The organism is Mycolicibacterium stellerae, from assembly GCF_003719305.1.
Classification (GTDB): Bacteria; Actinomycetota; Actinomycetes; order Mycobacteriales; family Mycobacteriaceae; genus Mycobacterium; species Mycobacterium stellerae.
In genome coordinates this window covers 44,124-62,191 of record NZ_RARC01000039.1, presented here as the reverse complement: position 1 = coordinate 62,191, position 18,068 = coordinate 44,124, and the positions used below count along the sequence as shown (strand labels likewise).

Below are 18,068 nucleotides of genomic sequence, written 5' to 3'. Positions count from 1 at the left end.
GCAGCTCGGCCGGCCGAACCCGTTGCAGCACAGCGGGTATGGCCAGCACATTGCCAAGCGACTTGCTCATCTTCTCGCCGCCCATGGTCACCCAGCCGTTGTGCAACCAGAAGCGGGCGAACCGGTCGCCGACGGCCTCGGCCTGAGCGATCTCGTTCTCGTGGTGCGGGAAGATCAGATCCATTCCGCCTGCGTGAATGTCGAATTCGGGGCCAAGGTATGCCTCGCACATCGCGACGCATTCGGTGTGCCAGCCGGGCCTGCCCCTGCCCCACGGCGTCGGCCAGGAGGGCTCACCGGGCTTCTCGCCCTTCCACAACGTGAAGTCCCGCTCGTCGCGCTTACCAGTCGCGACGCCCTCGCCCTGATGCACGTCGTCGATCCGATGCCCGGACAGCTTTCCGTAGTCGCCAAGGCTGAGCACGTCGAAGTAGACGTCGCCGCCACCGGTGTACGCGTGTCCGTCGGCGATCAGCCGGTCGATCAGCTCGATGATCTGAGTGATGTGGCCCGTTGCGCGCGGCTCAGCCGACGGCGGAAGCACTCCGAGCGCGTCGTAGGCGGACGAGAACGCCCGCTCGTAGGTGGCCGCCCACTCCCACCACGGCCTGCCCGCGTCGGCAGCCTTGTTGAGGATCTTGTCGTCGATGTCGGTGACGTTGCGAATGAACGCGACGTCGAAGCCCTTGGCCATCAGCCAGCGGCGGAGCACGTCGAAGGCGACGCCGCTGCGAACGTGACCGATGTGCGGCAGGCCCTGGACGGTGGCGCCGCAGAGGTAGATCGAGACGTGGCCTTCGCGCACCGGCACGAAGTCACGGACGGCGCCCGTCATCGTGTCGTATAGCCGCAGGTCGGTCACGACGGGCCAGCTTACCGGCCTAATCGGCGTCAACCACCAACGCGGTCGCGACGGCGGCCAATCCTTCGCCGCGGCCCGTCAGTCCGAGGCCGTCGGTGGTCGTCGCCGACACCGAGACTGGGGCGTCCAACAGCTCCGAGAGCACCTGCTGCGCATCCGCCCGCCGCGGTCCCACCTTGGGCCGGTTGCCGATCACCTGCACCGCCGCGTTTCCCACCCGGTAGCCCTCGGAACGCACAAGGCCGTGCACGTGGCGCAGCATGTCCGCGCCGCTGACGCCTGCCCATCGTGGGTCGTCGGTGCCGAACACCTCGCCGATATCGCCGAGGCCGACGGCGCTCAGCAGCGCGTCGCACAGCGCGTGGGCCGCCACATCGCCGTCTGAGTGCCCAGCGCAGCCGTCGGCGCCCTCGAACAGCAGTCCCAGCAGCCAGCACGGCCTGCCGATCTCGATGGGGTGGACATCGGTGCCGACGCCGACCCTCGGCATGCTCACGTGGCCCGCTCCAAGAGCGCCTGCGCGAGCAGCAGGTCCGTCGGTGTGGTGATCTTGAAGGCCAGCGGGTCGCCCTCGACCACCTGCACCGGTGTGCCGGTGGCCTCGACCACGGTGGCGTCGTCGGTGAACGCGCCCGCGGCTGCCCGGTCGTAGGCACGCCGCAGCACTTCGGTCTGGAATCCCTGCGGGGTCTGGACGGCGCGCAACCCCGACCGTTCCGGGGTGCCGAGCACGACGCCATTGGCGTCGACGGCCTTGATGGTGTCGCTGACCGGCAGTCCAGGCACCACCGCGGGATGACCGGCCTTGAGTGCCTGCACCACCCGCACGATCAACGAGGGCGGGGTGAGCGCCCTCGCCGCGTCGTGGATGAGGACGAATTCCGCGTCACCGACTGCCGCAAGCGCAAGCCTGACGGACTCCGTGCGGTCGGATCCGCCCGCCACGATGACCGCGGCTCCGCCGAAGACCAGCTTGGCCTGGTCTGTGCGGTTGGGTGGCACGGCGACCACCACGGTGTCGACCACGCCGGAATTACGCAGGCCGTCGAGGGCATGCTCCAACATCGGGCGACCGCCCAGGTTCACGAATGCTTTCGGCGCGCCTGCCGCCAACCGTTCCCCTGACCCTGCGGCCGGTACAACGGCAACCGTGCTCATGCGTCAGGACGCGGCGGCCAGTACCTCGTCGAGAATGATTTCGGCCTTGGCGTCATCGGTGTTCTCGGCAAGCGCAAGCTCGCCGACCAGGATTTGCCGGGCCTTAGCCAGCATCCGCTTCTCGCCCGCGGAAAGGCCGCGCTCCTGATCGCGGCGCCACAGGTCGCGAACGACCTCGGCAACCTTGTTCACATCGCCGGAGGCCAGCTTCTCGAGGTTGGCCTTGTAGCGGCGCGACCAGTTGGTCGGCTCCTCGGTGTGGGGGGCGCGAAGCACCTGGAACACCTTGTCGAGGCCTTCCTGCCCGACCACATCGCGCACGCCGACATATTCGGCATTCTCGGCTGGGACTCGCACTGTGAGGTCTCCCTGGGCGACCTTCAAGACGAGATATTCTTTTTGCTCGCCTTTGATGGTCCGGGTTTCGATCGCCTCGATCAACGCAGCACCGTGGTGTGGATAGACAACGGTGTCTCCGACCTTGAAAATCATCTGTTTCGAGCCCCTTTCGATACTCCATGCTAACACGACGCTGGGACACGTGCCGCACAACGGTGCAGGTCAGGGGCACTCCAGGTGAAGAGTAGGGGTTGACACGCTGAGGAATACGTGCATGGCAACGGCTGGTCAGCGACACCGCCGCGACCCCTCCCACGTGCCCGTCGATGATCCGCGGCAAACCCCTTTCGACGACCTCGCCACCTCCGCTACCGCCGCCAACCACCACCTACTACAGTGCATAGTCGAACAGGTCTGAGTCACCGGCGACCGCCGTCACCGGCGCCGCGCCTGCCGAGCAGGAGGCTATTGGAGTGAATTGCTTCAAATTCCGCAGTTCTGCCGTCACCGTGGCCCTTGGGGCGTGTGGGCTGGCCGTAGCAGCCACCCTCTCCGGTTGTAGCGCCGGGCAGGTTGCCCAGACCGCCACCCAGCAGGCGGCGGTCAACGGCACGGCCGCCACGGCAGGCGACATCACGCTTCGCAACGTCCACCTGCGCGCCCCGCAGAAGTCCGACTACGTCGAGCCCGGCAGCGAAGTGGAGCTTCTGTTCGTGGCCTCCAACGAGTCGCCCGACACCGCCGACAAGCTCACCGGGATCACATCCGACTCCGGCACCGTCTCGCTGTCCGGCGACACGTCGCTGCCCGCCCAGGACGTCCTGATCGTCGGCGAGCCCGACGGCCAGATCTCCGCCCTCGAGCAGACCGAGACCGCCGACGCGGCGAAAGCCACGGTCGACATCGACAAGCCCATCACCAACGGGCTGACCTACAACTTCACGTTCGCCTTCGAGAAGGCCGGCCAGATCACCGTCCCGGTTCCGATCTCGGCGGGCGAGGCGCCGCGCCGGGACTCGGCGGGCGACGCGTCCCACGAAGAGGGCGGCGACACGGGCGGTCACCACTAACGAACTGTCGGCGGAGGCCGATACCGTCACATCGTGGCCAAGGCGCGTTCGCAGTACCGCTGTTCGGAGTGCCACCATGTCACCGCGAAATGGGTCGGACGCTGCCCGGAGTGCGGCACCTGGGGAACCGTCGACGAAGTAGCTGTGCTCGCCGCCGTCAACGGCTCGGCGACCAGGCGAGCGGTGGCACCGACGACGCCTGCCGTGCCGATCAGCTCGATCGATCCGGGCGCCACCCGGCACCATCACACCGGCGTCAGCGAACTCGATCGCGTGCTCGGCGGCGGTATCGTGCCCGGTTCGGTGACGCTTCTGGCAGGCGATCCCGGCGTCGGCAAGTCGACCCTGCTCCTCGAGGTGGCCCACCGGTGGGCCGAGGCGGGCCGGCGCGCGCTGTATCTGTCGGGCGAGGAGTCCGCGGGCCAGATCCGGATGAGGGCCGAGCGCACCGGCTGCAACCACGACGAGGTGTTCCTCGCCGCGGAGTCTGACCTGCAGACCGCGCTCGGCCACATCGACGAGGTGAAACCGACCTTGGTGATCGTCGATTCGGTGCAGACCATGTCGACGACGGAGGCCGACGGCGTGACCGGCGGCGTCACCCAGGTGCGCGCGGTAACGACGGCGCTGACGATGACGGCGAAGACCACCGGCATCGCGATCATTCTGGTCGGCCACGTCACCAAGGACGGTGCTATCGCCGGGCCGCGATCGCTTGAGCATCTCGTCGATGTCGTGCTGCACTTCGAGGGCGACAAGACATCGGCGCTTCGCATGGTGCGCGGCGTCAAGAACCGGTTCGGCGCGGCCGACGAAGTCGGTTGTTTCATGTTGCACGACAATGGAATCGAGTGCGTTGCCGATCCGTCCGGCCTCTTCCTCGATCAGCGTCCCGCACCAGTGTCTGGCACCGCGGTCACCGTGACCCTTGACGGCAAGCGCCCGCTTATCGGAGAGGTGCAAGCCCTGATCGCGGCGCCCACCACATCGACGCCCCGTCGGGCGGTCAGCGGCATCGACTCGGCGCGCGCCTCGATGATCGCGGCGGTGCTGGAGAAACGCGCTCACCTGAAGGTCACGCAGTGCGACATCTACCTGTCCACGGTGGGCGGGATGCGGCTCACCGACCCGTCGTCGGACCTGGCCGTCGCATTGGCCATCGCGTCCGCTTACGCCGACCTTCCGATGCCGACCACGGCCATCGCGATCGGAGAGGTCGGTCTGGCAGGCGATCTGCGGCGGGTCAGCGGCATGGAGCGGCGGCTGGCGGAGGCGGCCCGGCTCGGATTCACTTGTGCGGTAGTTCCGCCCGGAGTGAAAACGGTGCCGATAGGCTTACGGGCGATAGCGGCCGACAACATCACCGCTGCCATGAAGGTGCTGACGGAGATCTCGGTGAAAGCCGGCCGCTCCGAGGAGGGGCCATGGCCGTGAAGTCCAGCCGCCGTAACGTGGTGCAGCTGGTCCGTCCCACCCTGAGGGAGACGATCGGCAGGCTAGCTCCGGGGACCGCGTTGCGCGACGGTCTGGAGCGCATCCTGCGTGGCCGGACCGGCGCGCTGATCGTCCTCGGCTACGACGACAGCGTCGAGTCGATCTGCGACGGCGGCTTCTCCCTTGACGTCGCATACGCGCCGACCCGGCTTCGCGAGCTGTCCAAGATGGACGGCGCCGTGGTGCTGTCCAGCGACGGCAACCGCATCCTGCGGGCCAACGTTCAGCTTGTGCCCGACCCGTCGATTCCCACCGATGAGTCGGGTACCCGGCACAGGTCGGCTGAGCGCACCGCGGTCCAGACCGGATATCCCGTTGTGTCGGTCAGCCATTCGATGAGCATCGTGACCGTCTACGTGGCGGGCGAGCGGCACGTGGTGCCCGACTCGGCGACCATCCTGTCGCGCGCCAACCAGACCATCGACACGCTGGAACGGTACAAGTCCCGGTTGGACGAGGTGAGCAGGCAGCTGTCGACCGCAGAGATCGAGGACTTCGTCACGCTGCGCGACGTGATGACGGTGGCGCAGCGGCTGGAGATGGTCCGCCGGATCAGCCTCGAAATCGACTCCGATGTCGTCGAACTCGGCACCGACGGCCGCCAGCTGAAACTCCAGCTGGAGGAGTTGGTCGGCGACAACGACAACGCCCGCGAGCTGATCGTGCGCGACTACCACGCCAACCCTGACCCGCCGACCGCATCGCAGGTGACTGCGACGCTCGAGGAACTCGACGGGCTTTCGGATACCGAACTGCTCGACTTCACCACGCTGGCAAGGGTTTTCGGCTACCCGTCAACCGCTGAGGCACAGGATTCTGCAATGAGTTCGCGCGGGTACCGGGCGATGGCAGGAATTCCCCGTCTGCAGTTCGCCCACGTCGACCTGTTGGTGCGGTCGTTCGGGTCACTGCAGGGGCTGCTGGCCGCCAGCGCGAACGATCTGCAGTCCGTCGAAGGCATCGGATCGATGTGGGCGCGCCACATCCGCGAGGGTCTGTCGCAGCTGGCGGAGTCGACGATCGCCGACCGGTTGGCCTAGCCGGCCGGTGCGGGCGCCTGCTCGGGCGCGGGAGCGCCTTCTGCGGGTGCCGGGGCCTCTGCCTGCGGTGCGGGCGCAGCGAGGATGAACGGCATGGTCGCAGACCGCAGATTGCCCAGTTGGACGATCAGGTTGTACGTGCCGGGCCCGATCGGCTGGCGAGGCAGCGGACATCCAGGCGCCGAGCCCATCCCCGTCCACGTCACCTCGGTGGTCACCTGCTCACCGGGGTTGAACGTCTTGACCAGCGTCTCGTTCGACGGCGCGCAGTCCAGGTTCGACCAAAGCCGGGTGTTGTCGAGGCCGTAGACGTATGCGGCCAGCACCGCGGCGCCGACATCACGTTTGCAGGCCACCAGGCCGATGTTGGTGACGACCATGGTGAACTTCGGCTGATCGCCGACCACGTATTCCGGCTGGCTGGTGATGCCCTTGACGGCCAACGTCGAGTCCGGGCAGTCGTCGCCCTCCTCCAGCACTGGCGGTGGGGTGACGGCAGCCGTCGGAGTCGGCGTCGGGGCGGGTGCGCTGACGGCGGGTGGCACGACCGGCGTCTTGACCTCAGGGTTTTCTCCCGGCAGCGGTGTCGGCGCTGCGGCGGGCGCTGGTGACGGCTTGTCGGCGTTCTTCGCCTCGGTGCCGGTGTTCATCACGATCATCACCACGACCGCGGCGATGACGCCGACGACGAGGACCGCGATACCGATGGCAAGTGCCCTGCGGCGCCAGTAGATCTGGGTGGGTAGTGGGCCATGCGGCTCTAGATCCAGCACAGACTCACGGTAAGGCCAGGTCACGCACAATCGTTCGAGGTGACCCGGCGTGTCGGCCGCGCGCTTTCACGAAGTGGGCCGGGGGTCAGCCGTCGCCGATGTCACCCAGATGGTCCCGCAGAGCGGCTCGCCCGTCGGCGAGGCGGTAGGTGAGGCAGGCGATGGCCAACGTCCCGGCCTCGAGGCGTTCGGCGATCGCGGTCGACCGGGCACGCAGTTGTGCCGCCGTCTCGGTGACGTGTCTGGCCTCGAACTCGTCGGGGCTGGTCAGTCCCTCGCGGCGGCCGATGAGGATGGACGGCGTTACCCGTTCCACCACATCGCGGACGTAGCCTGCGGGCACCACACCGTCGTCGAGAGCCGTCATCGTCGCCTTGACCGCGCCGCAGCTGTCATGGCCCAGCACGACGATGAGCGGAACGTTCAACACGGTGACCGCGTACTCGATCGAGCCCAGTACCGCCGAGTCGATGACGTGGCCGGCGGTGCGCACCACGAACATGTCTCCGAGGCCCTGGTCGAAGATGATCTCGGCGGCCACCCGGCTGTCTGCGCACCCGAAGAGCACCGCCGTCGGCTTCTGGCCCTCGGCAAGTGCCGCCCGATACTCGATGCTCTGGCTGGGATGTTCGGGCTTTCCCGCGACGAATCGCTCGTTACCCTCCCTGAGTGCCTTCCATGCGGTCAACGGATTTGTATTGGGCATGCCCGACATTGTGCCGGAGTGCGGGTGCATGATCCCGTCGACCGAGCTTCTGGGTTGGTATGAGCGCGAGCAGCGCGACCTGCCGTGGCGCAGGCCCGGCGTGACGCCATGGCAGGTGCTGGTCAGCGAGTTCATGCTGCAGCAGACACCGGTAGCCCGGGTCGAGCCGATCTGGCAGGCCTGGGTGGCGCGCTGGCCAACACCGTCGGCCACCGCAGCGGCGAGCGCGGCCGACGTGTTACGCGCATGGGGCAAGCTTGGCTATCCGCGCAGGGCGAAGCGGCTGCACGAATGCGCGGTCGCGATCGTGGGCGAGCACGACGACGTCGTGCCATCGGACGTCGAAACCCTGCTGTCGCTGCCGGGGATCGGCGCATACACCGCGCGTGCGGTCGCGTGCTTCGCATATCGGCAGCGGGTGCCGGTCGTCGACACGAACGTGCGTCGCGTGGTCGCCAGGGCCGTGCACGGCAGGGCCGACTCCGCGTCGTCGGCTCGCGATCTCGACGACGTCGCCGCCCTGCTGCCCGATGATGCTGACGCGCCGCGCTTTTCGATCGCTCTTATGGAGCTGGGCGCGACGGTGTGCACCGCACGGTCGCCGCGCTGCGGCATCTGCCCGCTGAGCGTGTGCGCGTGGCGGTCGGCAGGCTATCCGGCCGCCACCACGCAGAGCAGGCGCACCCAGCGCTATGCGGGCACCGACCGGCAAGTGCGCGGACGACTGCTGGATGTTCTGCGCGGCAACGACTCTCCGGTAACCCGTGCCGAACTCGATATCGCCTGGCTTACCGACACGGCTCAGCGTGACCGCGCGCTGGACTCACTGCTTGTCGACGGGTTGGTCGAGCAGACGGCCGACGGCCGCTTCGCGCTTGCGGGCGAAGGCGGCTAACCGGCGGGAACGATGCGCCGGACAAGTCGTGCGAGCCTCGACGGCTTGAAGTCCCACACATCGGCGTCGTCTTTCGAATCCCATGCATACGTTGGCGTGCTGCCGTCCACCAAGCCCCGAAGCCCTGGCAGCGAAAGAACGTCCGCGGACCAGTCGTAGAGGCGGGTGAACCTCGGCGCGATGATGCCGATGTCGAGCATGTGCCCGAATCCGTGCTCGATCGCCACGTAGGTTTCGACGTCGTCGCCGAGCGGATACGTGTCGGGTAGCACTCGCGACAGGGACAGGAAGATGCCGGTCATGCCGACGCGGGGATCTCCCGCCGGGCGACCCACCGGCGCGAGTCGGCCCAACGCAAGCTGGGGTGCGGCCACAAGTGCATGCGCGAAGAGCACCCGCACCAGGACGACGTTGATGAAGAAGCGTTCCACCCGGTCCTCCTCTGCGGCGAGCGCCTCGTTGTCCAGGTAGCCCGCTGCGATGCTGGCGTTGTGTGCGCGGTACCAGTTGCGCGCGGTGGGTCGGTTGATGAAATCGAGGTGCGCGGCCACCGCGTTCCGGCTGGGTTCGCCGTCGTAACCGAACGCCAATGCGCGGGCTTCTGCGGTGTCGCGCAACAACGCCTCGTTCAACGCCCGCCACCACGGACTGCCGGGCCGCCGATGGCTTGGTGGGTTCAGAAGTCCGCGTCGGAGTTGCCAGTTCATGAATGCCGATGTTGCGCGCCGATACGGGAGGTATCCCCGGTCGAATTCCCGCGGGACCTCGTAGAGTCGGCGCATCAGCAAGAACCGCGCCTCTGGGTCGTCCCGGACGCGGTTCAGCTCGAAACGTGCATAGGCCGCAGCAGAATTGCCCGCCACGGGCCGATTCTTCCACGTAGCTTTGGCGCCGGCCGATTCGGCTAGGCAGTCTTGGCGCACTCCGAGTCCACGCTGCAGGCGAAGCTGCGCCGATAGTCCGACGGTGTGACGCCGATGATCCGGCGGAAGTGGTGACGCAGCAGCGTCGCGGTGCCGAAACCCGACCGGTCGGCGATCTGGTCGATGTCGAGGTCGCTCTCCTCGAGCAGCCGCCTGGCGTAGAGCACGCGCTGGTCGGTCACCCACTGCATCGGCGTCGTGCCGGTCTCATCGACGAATCGTCGTGCAAAGGTGCGCGCCGACATGTTCGCGCGACGCGCAAGCCCGGCAACGGTGTGCGGTGTGTGGAGATTGGCCAGGATCCAGTCCAGTTGCGGCGCAAAGCCTTCCGAGCAGCGGACCGGGATGGGCTGATCGATGTACTGCCGCTGGCCGCCGTCACGCTGAGGCGGGACCACCATTCGTCTGGCGATTTTGTTGGTGACCTCGCTGCCGAGCTCGCGACGGACCAGGTGCAGGCACGCGTCGATGCCCGCCGCCGTGCCTGCGCTGGTGATCAGGTTGCCGTCGTCGACAAACAGCACGTTGCGGTCCACCTTGGCGGTCGGGAACCGGCGGGCCAACTCGTCGGCGTGCATCCAGTGGGTGGTGCAGGGGCGGCCGTCCAACAGCCCGGCCTCTCCCGCGACGAAAGCCCCCGAGCACACGGTCAGGATGATCGCGCCCGCGTCGGCCGCGGCCTTGACCGCCTCCAGCGCTTCGGGCAGGTATTCCGACCCGGCGATCGCCGGGATCGCGACCAGGTCTGCGCCGATGAGACCGTCGAGGCCATGGTCAGGGGTGAGCGACGCGCCCACCGAGGTGCTGATCGGCTTGCCGGCCTCGGGCCCGCACACCTTGAAATCGAAGTTGGGGACCCCGTCGGCGGACCGGTCGATTCCGAACACCTCGCAGATCACGCCGAACTCGAAGACAGCCAGGCGGTCCAGCACCAGCGCCGATACCTTCTCAATTGCCATGGCAGTATCTTATCGTACGCTGTCGCTGCTGCCACTGTTGGCGGGATATGCATCAGTGAAGCATTACTGCCATGAGTACAGCAATCACATTTCTGATCCTGATCGCACCCTTTGCGGTTGCCGCGACGCTGAGCTGGGCCGCGCACCGTTCCGACTCGCTTCGAATCCGGTTCGACCAGTTCCGGTGGTCCGCACCGTTGGTCGGCAGGCTGTTCGAGGACGACCGTGACGGGTTCCGCGTCGCGCACGACGTCGACGCGATCCGCACCCGGTTCGAGAAGCAGCCGGTCTGGCCCGCTTCAGGCGCCACCGGCGAGCGTCGCTAGGAAAGACTCCACAGCGTCGCGATAGATCTGCGGCCGCTCGTCGTGGACCAGATGACCGGCACCGGGCACGTGCAAATACGTTGTCCGGTGACCGGTTTCATTCATTTCGCGCATCTGCCCCGGTGGCGTCACGGAGTTACCAGCCTCAATGAGCAAGGCGGGCACTCGAACGCCACGCCACTGAGCCCAGTAGTCACGCGTACCCCACTGAGCGGCGATGTCGATCCAGACCTTGGTGTGCCCGTGCAGCCGCCAACCGGTCTCGACACGGTCGAAGGCCTCGAGGAAGTACTGACCGGCCACGGTCCCGAACTCGTCGTAAACCTGTTGGGCCGATGCGAATTCGACCGGAAGGGCGTGCAACCACGGCTCCCATGGACCGGTGGTGCGACCGCGGAAGTCCGGGGCCATGTCCTCCACGACGAGGCCCGTCACCAGCTCGGGCTTCGATGCCGCGAGGCACCACGAGTGCAGGCCGCCCATCGAATGGCCGATGAGGGTGGCGGGCCTGCCCAGCGCCGCCACCGCCTCGCCGAGGTCCTCGACGAATCGCTCCGTGCTGATCGGATACGGATCGACGACGTCGCGACCGCGGTGCCAGGGCGCGTCGTAGGTGTACACCTCGCCGTGCCGGGTCAGCCACGGCAGCTGCCGCGTCCAGGTGGTTCCGCGGCCCATCAGGCCATGCACGAGCACGAGCGGCTCGCCGTGACCACCTCGGCGCGTGAGCAGCGCGAATTGCTCGAGGCGACCCCGAATCATGACTGGAACCCTAGGTGCGTCGGATGGTCTTCGTGCAGGCGGTAGCCTTGCCGCATGCCCGTGGTGAAGATCAACGCAATCGAGGTCCCGCCGGACGCCGGTCCGGAACTGGAGAAGCGGTTCGCACACCGTGCACACGCCGTCGACAATCAGCCCGGCTTCCTCGGCTTTCAGCTGCTGCGGCCGGTCAAGGGTGAAGATCGCTATTTCGTCGTAACGCAGTGGGACTCCGAAGAGGCGTTCCAGGCGTGGGCGAGCGGTCCTGCCGTCGAGGCGCACGCAGGACAGCGTGCCAATCCGGTCGCCACCGGCGCGTCACTTCTGGAGTTCGAGGTTGTGCTGGACGTTGCGGGGACAAACGCGGAGGCCTGACGCGAGCAGGGTGAGCCGCCTGGCGACCTCGTTGTCGGTCGTCTTCACGCTGGTTGCCGCCCTGGCTTGCGGTTGCGCCGACGCCGGCCCAGCAGGGGCCGCGCAGACCATCCACATCGACACCAACACGCCGCAGGGTCTGCGCGCCAAGCAGATCATGGACATGCTCAACTCCGACTGGCCGATCGGGCCCACCGGAGTCCGCACCCTGGCCGCGCCGAAGATCGTGGACGACGTCGGCGTGACGATGGACAAGATCTGGTGGGACCGTCCATTTGCGCTTACCGGTCTGGAGGTCGGCGCCGGGCACGCCACGCTTCACGTGCTGACCTCCTACCAGGTGGGCCAGACCATCGAGCTCCGAACCAACGACGAAGGCCTCGTCGACCGGTTCAACGTGTCGCTGGTGGAGCCCGTCATCAAGTCGTGGAAGGACATCGACGCCGAGATCTCCAAGACGGGTGCGAAATACTCCTATCAGGTTTCGAAGGTCATCGCGAACGGGTCAGCCGGGAAGTGCGTACCGATTGCGGGCACCAACACCGACCTGTCACTTCCGCTGGCATCGATCTTCAAGCTTTATGTGCTGCTTGCCGTTTCAGAGTCAGTAAAGGCCGGCACCGTCAGCTGGGACGACCAGCTCACGGTGACAAAGGAAGGTAAACTCGTCGGCGCCGCCGGTCTCGACGAAGTACCCAACGGCAGCACGGTTTCGGTGCGGACGGCCGCGCAGCAGATGATCTCCGCTAGCGACAACATGGCCACCGACCTGTTGATCCAACGGCTCGGCCCAGGTGCCGTCGAGCGTGCGCTGATCACCGCGGGACACCACGATCCGGGCAGCATGACACCGTTTCCGACCACCCACGAGTTGTTCTCGGTCGGTTGGGGCAAGCCGAATCTGCGCGACCAGTGGCAGAGGGTGTCGTCATCGTCGACGGGGCGCGCACAACTGTTCAACCAGACGAATTCCCGCCCCTACGACCCGGATCCGCAACGAACCCACACCCCGGCGTCGGACATCGGCGCCGAATGGTACGGCTCTGCGGCCGACATCTGCCGGGTGCATGCCGCGCTTCAGGCTTCAGCGGTCGGCGCGGCGGCACCGGTGAAACAGATCCTTTCGGCCATCCCCGGAATCGATCTGGATCGCGACAAGTGGCCGTATATCGGCGCAAAGGGCGGCAACTTGCCCGGTGACCTGACGTTCAGCTGGTATGCCGTCGATCGCACCGGACAACCGTATGTCGTCAGCTTCCAGCTGAATTGGCCCAAGTTCCGGAGTCAGACCGCGGCGGCCTGGCTGCTGTCGATCGTGCACCAGACCTTCGATCTGGTACCCGCCGGCTGATTCACTTTGTGGTGCGCAGGTTCCACGCGTGACCGCGGAAGTGCATGACAGTTCGGCTCACCGGCGCAATGTCGATGCGCCAGAACGACTTCGGCGGCGCATCTAGTGCCACCAGGATTGCGGCGCGTACGACAGCGGGATGTGTGACGGCAACCAGCCGGCTGTGACGGGTGGTCAACGTGTCCATCCAGTCACGCACGCGGCTGACCAGCTCGACGATGGATTCGCCACCGTGCGGCGCCCGACCCGGATCGGTGAGCCAAATGGCGAGGTCCGCTGGCCGCACGCCACCGAGCACATCGCCACGCCATCGGCCGCAGTCCAGGTCGGCCAGCCGGTGCTCGATGCTCGCCTGCAGGCCGAGGAGCTCCGCGGTCTGCCTGGCGCGCTTCTCGGGCCCGCAGAAGGCGCTGTCGGTGACTCCAAGCTCGATTGATGCGTCGACCTGGCGGTGCCCCACCGAGTTCAGCGGCTCATCGGTAGGGAATCGTCCGGCCGACATCGCGTCGGTCATGGCATGCGACACGAGTGTCAGCCGGACGACCTCACTCATACGGACGTGAACGTCTCCTGCCGCGTTGGCTCACCGAGCAGTCGTTGCACGGTCGAGCCGAACACCACCGCGATGATCGCCCACAAAACGAACTGAGTGCCAAGCGAATAGAGCCGGAATTCGTAAAGGACCTCGGCCGGGAAGTCGCCAGGCGTCTCATCGATGGTGGGCAGCAGCAGCATCACGATCGCGACGGCAACGATATAGGCCGCGGCCGCGACGAGTGTTGCGCTCCACGCGCCGTACCGCTCCGTCAGATTGCGGCCCAACCATACGGCAGCGGCGAGCAGCACTACCGAAAGCACCACCATCATCAGGTAGAGCAGGGTGCGCTGCCGGATCGTCTCATCGAGGCTGACCGCGGGCGGACTGGCTGGGTACTTCAGGAACGGAATCACATAGAGCGACAGAAACATTCCGCCTGCCAGCAGCACGGACAGCAGTCGCGGGGACAGGTTCCCGACGCGGCCGTACACGACGCAGTACGCAACCGCGAACAACGCCCCCATCGCGACCCCGTATGCCAGCACGCCGAACCCCATGCCGATGTTGGCCTGCACACCCCGGGTGAACAGTTCGACCCCGTGCTCGTGGCCAGCCTCTTGAGCTTCCTCGTATGCGATCGCCTTGGCGATCACCGGTTCGACAAACGTGCGGGCGAAGATGAACGCCGCCACGCTTGCGATTGCGCCGGACAGCAGCCCGCGCGCGATTATTCGCTTTTCCATTTGCGTGTCTGACTCGGCGAATCAGTGGCAGGGGAAGCCGAGCAGGTGGCGGGCGTCGTGGGTGAACTCATGCACGTAGGTGTTGCTTCCGAACACCGAAGTCGCACCCTGGTCCATGCCGACGAAGTAGAGCACCAGCAGGGCGAGAAACGCTGTGACGGAAAGCCACACCGCTGCCTTGGTGGCCGAGAGGTCCAGCGCTGGCGCGACGCTCTTGCGAGCCTCTGAAGACGTCATGGGGATTCCTTTCCCGGGATTTCGCGTCCCAGTCCGAAGGTCGTGGCGGCCGTCGGGTCTGACTGTCACAGTGGCGCGACCGTTCTGGAATCTCACCAGATTCCTTCGCCCGCCTGGTTACATCGCACATCCTAAACAAAGCGCCCGGCGATCGGGCCGGTGCATAGCAAAAGCCCCCGAATCTTTTCATTCGGGGGCTTTTGCGTAGTCGCCGTTAATTACTCGGTGGTCGTCACCGCACTGGGTGCGCCTGCAGCACCCGCGCCCGCCAGATCGGCTTCCTCGACCGGCTTGGCCGGCTTCTTGGACCCGGTGAAGGTGAACACCGCGTCCTCGCCTGCACCCTCGCCGTCCCAGTTGTCGACGTCGACGGTGACCAACTGGCCGGGGCCGACCTCCTCGAAGAGGATCTTCTCGGACAGCTGGTCTTCGATCTCACGCTGGATGGTGCGCCGCAGTGGCCGCGCACCGAGCACCGGATCGAAGCCGCGCTTGGCCAACAGGGACTTGGCCTTGTCGGTCAGCTCCATCGCCATGTCCTTGCCCTTGAGCTGCTTCTCCACCCGGCCGATCATCAGGTCGACCATCTTGATGATCTCGTCGCGAGTCAGCTGGTGGAAGACGATGATGTCGTCGATGCGGTTGAGGAACTCCGGCCGGAAGTGCTTCTTCAGCTCGTCGTTGACCTTCTGCTTCATCCGCTCGTAGTTGTTCTCCCCACCGCCCTGGGTGAAGCCGAGCCCGACGGCCTTGGAGATATCCGACGTGCCCAGGTTGGACGTGAAGATCAGCACGGTGTTCTTGAAGTCGACCGTGCGGCCCTGGCCATCGGTGAGCCTGCCGTCCTCGAGGACCTGCAACAGGCTGTTGTAGATCTCCTGGTGCGCCTTCTCGATCTCGTCGAAAAGAACGACGGAGAACGGCTTGCGCCGCACCTTCTCGGTGAGCTGCCCGCCCTCCTCGTAACCGACGTAGCCAGGGGGCGCGCCGAACAAGCGAGAGGCGGTGAAGCGGTCGTGGAACTCGCCCATGTCGATCTGGATGAGCGCGTCGTCGTCACCGAACAGGAAGTTGGCCAGCGCCTTGGACAGCTCCGTCTTACCCACACCTGACGGGCCGGCGAAGATGAACGAGCCGGACGGGCGCTTGGGGTCCTTGAGGCCCGCACGGGTGCGGCGGATCGCCTTGGACACCGCCTTGACGGCATCCTCCTGGCCGATGATCCGCTTGTGGATCTCATCCTCCATGCGCAGCAGCCGAGTGGTCTCCTCCTCGGTCAGCTTGAACACCGGGATGCCGGTCCAGTTGCCAAGCACCTCGGCGATCTGCTCGTCGTCGACCTCGGCGACCACATCGAGATCACCTGAGCGCCACTGCTTCTCGCGCTCGGTGCGCTGCGCGACCAGTTGCTTCTCGCGGTCCCGCAGGCTGGCGGCCTTCTCGAAGTCCTGCGCGTCGATCGCGGACTCCTTCTCCCTGCGGGCGTCGGCGATCTTCTCGTCGAACTCACGCAGGTCCGGCGGAGCGGTCATCCGGCGGATGCGCATCCTCGCGCCCGCCTCGTCGATCAGGTCGATCGCTTTGTCGGGCAGGAACCGGTCGTTGATGTACCGGTCGGCCAGGGTGGCCGCGGCCACCATCGCCGAGTCGGTGATCGAGACGCGGTGGTGCGCCTCGTAGCGGTCGCGCAGGCCCTTGAGGATCTCGATGGTGTGCTCGACGGTCGGCTCACCCACCTGCACCGGCTGGAAGCGGCGCTCCAGGGCGGCATCCTTCTCGATGTACTTGCGGTACTCGTCGAGTGTGGTTGCGCCGATCGTCTGCAGCTCGCCGCGGGCCAGCTTCGGCTTAAGGATCGAAGCGGCGTCGATGGCGCCCTCGGCGGCACCCGCACCGACAAGCGTGTGCAGCTCGTCGATGAACAGGATGATGTCGCCTCGGGTGTTGATCTCCTTGAGCACCTTCTTGAGGCGCTCCTCGAAGTCACCGCGGTAGCGGCTGCCGGCGACCAGCGAGCCGAGGTCAAGCGTGTAGAGCTGCTTGTCCTTCAGCGTCTCGGGCACCTCGCCGTGCACGATGGCCTGCGCGAGCCCCTCGACGACGGCGGTCTTGCCGACGCCGGGCTCGCCGATCAGCACCGGGTTGTTCTTGGTGCGCCGGCTCAGCACCTGCATCACCCGCTCGATTTCCTTCTCGCGGCCGATGACGGGGTCGAGCTTGCCTTCCATCGCTGCGGCGGTCAGGTTGCGACCGAACTGGTCGAGCACCAGCGACGTGGACGGGTTGCCCGCCTCGCCGCCACGGCCACCCGTACCGGCTTCGGCGGTCTCCTTGCCCTGATAGCCCGACAGCAGCTGAATGACCTGCTGACGCACGCGGGTCAGCTCGGCGCCCAGCTTGACGAGGACCTGGGCGGCCACGCCTTCGCCCTCGCGGATCAGGCCGAGCAGAATGTGCTCGGTGCCGATGTAGTTGTGGCCGAGCTGCAGTGCCTCGCGCAGGCTCAGCTCGAGAACCTTCTTGGCGCGCGGGGTGAAGGGGATGTGGCCGGACGGAGCCTGCTGTCCCTGGCCGATGATCTCCTCGACCTGGCTGCGCACGCCTTCCAGCGAGATGCCCAGCGACTCCAATGACTTGGCGGCTACACCTTCACCCTCGTGAATAAGTCCCAACAGGATGTGCTCGGTGCCGATGTAGTTGTGGTTGAGCATCCGGGCTTCTTCTTGAGCCAGGACGACGACCCTGCGGGCGCGGTCGGTGAATCTCTCAAACATCGGTGGTTACCTGCTCTCCATCTAGGTCGGTGCGCGTGTGGCAAAACGCCGCGGCGTACCTGCCATCCACTGTAATGGGCGGCCGCCCCGGGTGCCTTGCTTGGCTGTCGTTGGCCAACAAGAGATCGAGTCGCGCTATTCGGCGCTGTTCGCCCTGCACCCTATGACGTAGATGAGCAACGCCCGGCACCGACTATTCGTTTCCCGGGCGTGGCTCCGACCAGTTCGCCGCTAGCGAAAGCACGATCCGCCCAGGACGGGCGGATCGTGTTTTGGCAACAGCGCATTTTGTTGCCTGATCTACGTCGCAGCGTGGAACGCGTCGATGACGTCGGCGGGGATGCGACCGCGGGTAGACACGTTGTGGCCGTTGCGCCTCGCCCACTCCCTGATTGCTGCGCTCTGCTCGCGGTCGATCGCCGCGCGGCCCCTGCCCGTGCCTGCCGTCCGCCCCCGGCGGCGACCGCCGACCCGACGCCCCGCTTCGACCCACTGCTTCAAATCGGCCCGCAGTTTCGAGGCATTCTTTGACGAAAGGTCAATCTCATAGCTCACGCCGTCGAGGCCGAATTCAACCGTTTCATCGGCCGCGCCTTCCCCGTCGAAATCATCGACGAGGGTGACGGTCACCTTTTTTGCCATTAGCCCACACGACCCTTCTGACTGGCACATAGTGCCAAGCTCCTTGTTGAAACCCTGCACCAATGTGCCATATCGGCGCAGGCCATTCAACAAGAGGGGTTGGT

Annotated in this window: 21 protein-coding genes; 7 read left to right on the top strand and 14 right to left on the bottom strand. The window is 66.3% G+C overall.

Translation table 11 applies throughout. The features are described from left to right. The 4 genes from D6M19_RS30670 to carD all read right to left on the bottom strand — a co-directional run. A partial coding sequence (locus D6M19_RS30670; RefSeq protein ID WP_234835125.1) for a cysteine--tRNA ligase occupies nucleotides 1-835 on the bottom strand: 835 nt, incomplete at its 3' end. Nucleotides 836-881: 46 nt separating this feature from the next. After that, entirely contained in the window at nucleotides 882-1,352 is a 471-nt protein-coding gene (ispF, locus tag D6M19_RS30665) for a 2-C-methyl-D-erythritol 2,4-cyclodiphosphate synthase (protein ID WP_123029061.1), read from the bottom strand. Between the two features lie 2 nt (nucleotides 1,353-1,354). Then, nucleotides 1,355-2,020, bottom strand: coding sequence for a 2-C-methyl-D-erythritol 4-phosphate cytidylyltransferase (gene ispD, locus D6M19_RS30660; protein ID WP_123029060.1), 666 nt, complete (start codon nucleotides 2,018-2,020; stop codon nucleotides 1,355-1,357). A 3-nt stretch (nucleotides 2,021-2,023) separates the two neighbouring features. After that, nucleotides 2,024-2,512 carry an RNA polymerase-binding transcription factor CarD gene (gene carD / locus D6M19_RS30655; protein WP_108052422.1) on the bottom strand — a complete coding sequence of 163 codons (489 nt, stop codon included), beginning with the start codon at nucleotides 2,510-2,512 and terminating at the stop codon, nucleotides 2,024-2,026. 320 nt (nucleotides 2,513-2,832) lie between these two features. Between carD and D6M19_RS30650 the strand changes: the two genes are divergently transcribed. Genes D6M19_RS30650 through disA form a run of 3 tightly spaced genes read left to right on the top strand, consistent with a single transcriptional unit; the run spans nucleotide 2,833 to nucleotide 5,963 of the window. Continuing rightward, on the top strand, nucleotides 2,833-3,429 hold the full coding sequence (locus tag D6M19_RS30650) for a copper chaperone PCu(A)C domain-containing protein (protein WP_123029059.1): 597 nt from the start codon (nucleotides 2,833-2,835) through the stop codon (nucleotides 3,427-3,429). Between the two features lie 33 nt (nucleotides 3,430-3,462). Next, nucleotides 3,463-4,863: a DNA repair protein RadA gene (gene radA / locus D6M19_RS30645; protein WP_123029058.1), complete on the top strand. Its 1,401-nt coding sequence runs from the start codon at nucleotides 3,463-3,465 to the stop codon at nucleotides 4,861-4,863. Continuing rightward, nucleotides 4,854-5,963 carry a DNA integrity scanning diadenylate cyclase DisA gene (disA, locus tag D6M19_RS30640; RefSeq protein WP_123029057.1) on the top strand — a complete coding sequence of 370 codons (1,110 nt, stop codon included), beginning with the start codon at nucleotides 4,854-4,856 and terminating at the stop codon, nucleotides 5,961-5,963. Before radA ends, disA begins: the two co-directional genes overlap by 10 nt. Here disA and D6M19_RS30635 read toward each other — a convergent pair. Then, the gene (locus D6M19_RS30635) at nucleotides 5,960-6,736 is read right to left on the bottom strand and encodes a hypothetical protein (protein ID WP_164478775.1); all 777 of its coding nucleotides are present in this window, start codon (nucleotides 6,734-6,736) and stop codon (nucleotides 5,960-5,962) included. The two genes, disA and D6M19_RS30635, sit on opposite strands and share 4 nt — an antisense overlap. Nucleotides 6,737-6,821: 85 nt before the next feature. Then, the gene (locus D6M19_RS30630) at nucleotides 6,822-7,442 is read right to left on the bottom strand and encodes a carbonic anhydrase (RefSeq protein ID WP_123029070.1); all 621 of its coding nucleotides are present in this window, start codon (nucleotides 7,440-7,442) and stop codon (nucleotides 6,822-6,824) included. On the opposite strand from D6M19_RS30630, the gene D6M19_RS30625 reads away from it, so the two are divergent. After that, nucleotides 7,441-8,337 carry an iron-sulfur binding domain-containing protein gene (locus tag D6M19_RS30625; RefSeq protein WP_407665426.1) on the top strand — a complete coding sequence of 299 codons (897 nt, stop codon included), beginning with the start codon at nucleotides 7,441-7,443 and terminating at the stop codon, nucleotides 8,335-8,337. The genes D6M19_RS30630 and D6M19_RS30625 overlap by 2 nt on opposite strands. Here the strand turns inward: D6M19_RS30625 and D6M19_RS30620 are convergent. Further along, nucleotides 8,334-9,200 (bottom strand): hypothetical protein, encoded by an 867-nt coding sequence (locus D6M19_RS30620; protein ID WP_123029055.1) that lies wholly within the window; start codon nucleotides 9,198-9,200, stop codon nucleotides 8,334-8,336. The genes D6M19_RS30625 and D6M19_RS30620 overlap by 4 nt on opposite strands. Nucleotides 9,201-9,241: 41 nt before the next feature. Beyond that, nucleotides 9,242-10,219 carry a GlxA family transcriptional regulator gene (locus D6M19_RS30615; RefSeq protein ID WP_123029054.1) on the bottom strand — a complete coding sequence of 326 codons (978 nt, stop codon included), beginning with the start codon at nucleotides 10,217-10,219 and terminating at the stop codon, nucleotides 9,242-9,244. Between the two features lie 71 nt (nucleotides 10,220-10,290). Here D6M19_RS30615 and D6M19_RS30610 point away from each other — a divergent pair, with 71 nt between their 5' ends. Further along, entirely contained in the window at nucleotides 10,291-10,545 is a 255-nt protein-coding gene (locus D6M19_RS30610) for a hypothetical protein (RefSeq protein WP_123029053.1), read from the top strand. Here the strand turns inward: D6M19_RS30610 and D6M19_RS30605 are convergent. Next, entirely contained in the window at nucleotides 10,519-11,307 is a 789-nt protein-coding gene (locus tag D6M19_RS30605; protein ID WP_123029052.1) for an alpha/beta fold hydrolase, read from the bottom strand. The two genes, D6M19_RS30610 and D6M19_RS30605, sit on opposite strands and share 27 nt — an antisense overlap. Nucleotides 11,308-11,361: 54 nt before the next feature. Between D6M19_RS30605 and mhuD the strand changes: the two genes are divergently transcribed. Continuing rightward, nucleotides 11,362-11,679, top strand: a complete 318-nt coding sequence (gene mhuD / locus D6M19_RS30600; RefSeq protein WP_123029051.1) for a mycobilin-forming heme oxygenase MhuD — start codon at nucleotides 11,362-11,364, stop codon at nucleotides 11,677-11,679. 10 nt (nucleotides 11,680-11,689) lie between these two features. Then, nucleotides 11,690-13,030 carry a serine hydrolase gene (locus D6M19_RS30595; RefSeq protein WP_234835123.1) on the top strand — a complete coding sequence of 447 codons (1,341 nt, stop codon included), beginning with the start codon at nucleotides 11,690-11,692 and terminating at the stop codon, nucleotides 13,028-13,030. 1 nt (nucleotide 13,031) lies between these two features. Here D6M19_RS30595 and D6M19_RS30590 read toward each other — a convergent pair whose 3' ends face one another. From D6M19_RS30590 to lsr2, 5 genes are all read right to left on the bottom strand, one after another. After that, complete coding sequence (locus D6M19_RS30590) at nucleotides 13,032-13,583, bottom strand: histidine phosphatase family protein (protein ID WP_123029049.1); 552 nt, start codon at nucleotides 13,581-13,583, stop codon at nucleotides 13,032-13,034. Continuing rightward, on the bottom strand, nucleotides 13,580-14,311 hold the full coding sequence (locus D6M19_RS30585; protein WP_123029048.1) for a CbtA family protein: 732 nt from the start codon (nucleotides 14,309-14,311) through the stop codon (nucleotides 13,580-13,582). The genes D6M19_RS30590 and D6M19_RS30585 overlap by 4 nt, the downstream gene beginning before the upstream one ends. Nucleotides 14,312-14,332: 21 nt before the next feature. Beyond that, nucleotides 14,333-14,548: a CbtB domain-containing protein gene (locus D6M19_RS30580; RefSeq protein ID WP_123029047.1), complete on the bottom strand. Its 216-nt coding sequence runs from the start codon at nucleotides 14,546-14,548 to the stop codon at nucleotides 14,333-14,335. Nucleotides 14,549-14,766: 218 nt separating this feature from the next. After that, nucleotides 14,767-17,322, bottom strand: a complete 2,556-nt coding sequence (gene clpC1 / locus D6M19_RS30575; protein ID WP_123029046.1) for an ATP-dependent protease ATP-binding subunit ClpC — start codon at nucleotides 17,320-17,322, stop codon at nucleotides 14,767-14,769. A gap of 300 nt (nucleotides 17,323-17,622) precedes the next feature. After that, a complete protein-coding gene (lsr2, locus tag D6M19_RS30570; RefSeq protein WP_123029045.1) occupies nucleotides 17,623-17,964 on the bottom strand; it encodes a histone-like nucleoid-structuring protein Lsr2 in 342 nt (113 codons plus the stop codon). Between the last annotated feature and the right edge of the window lie 104 nt (nucleotides 17,965-18,068).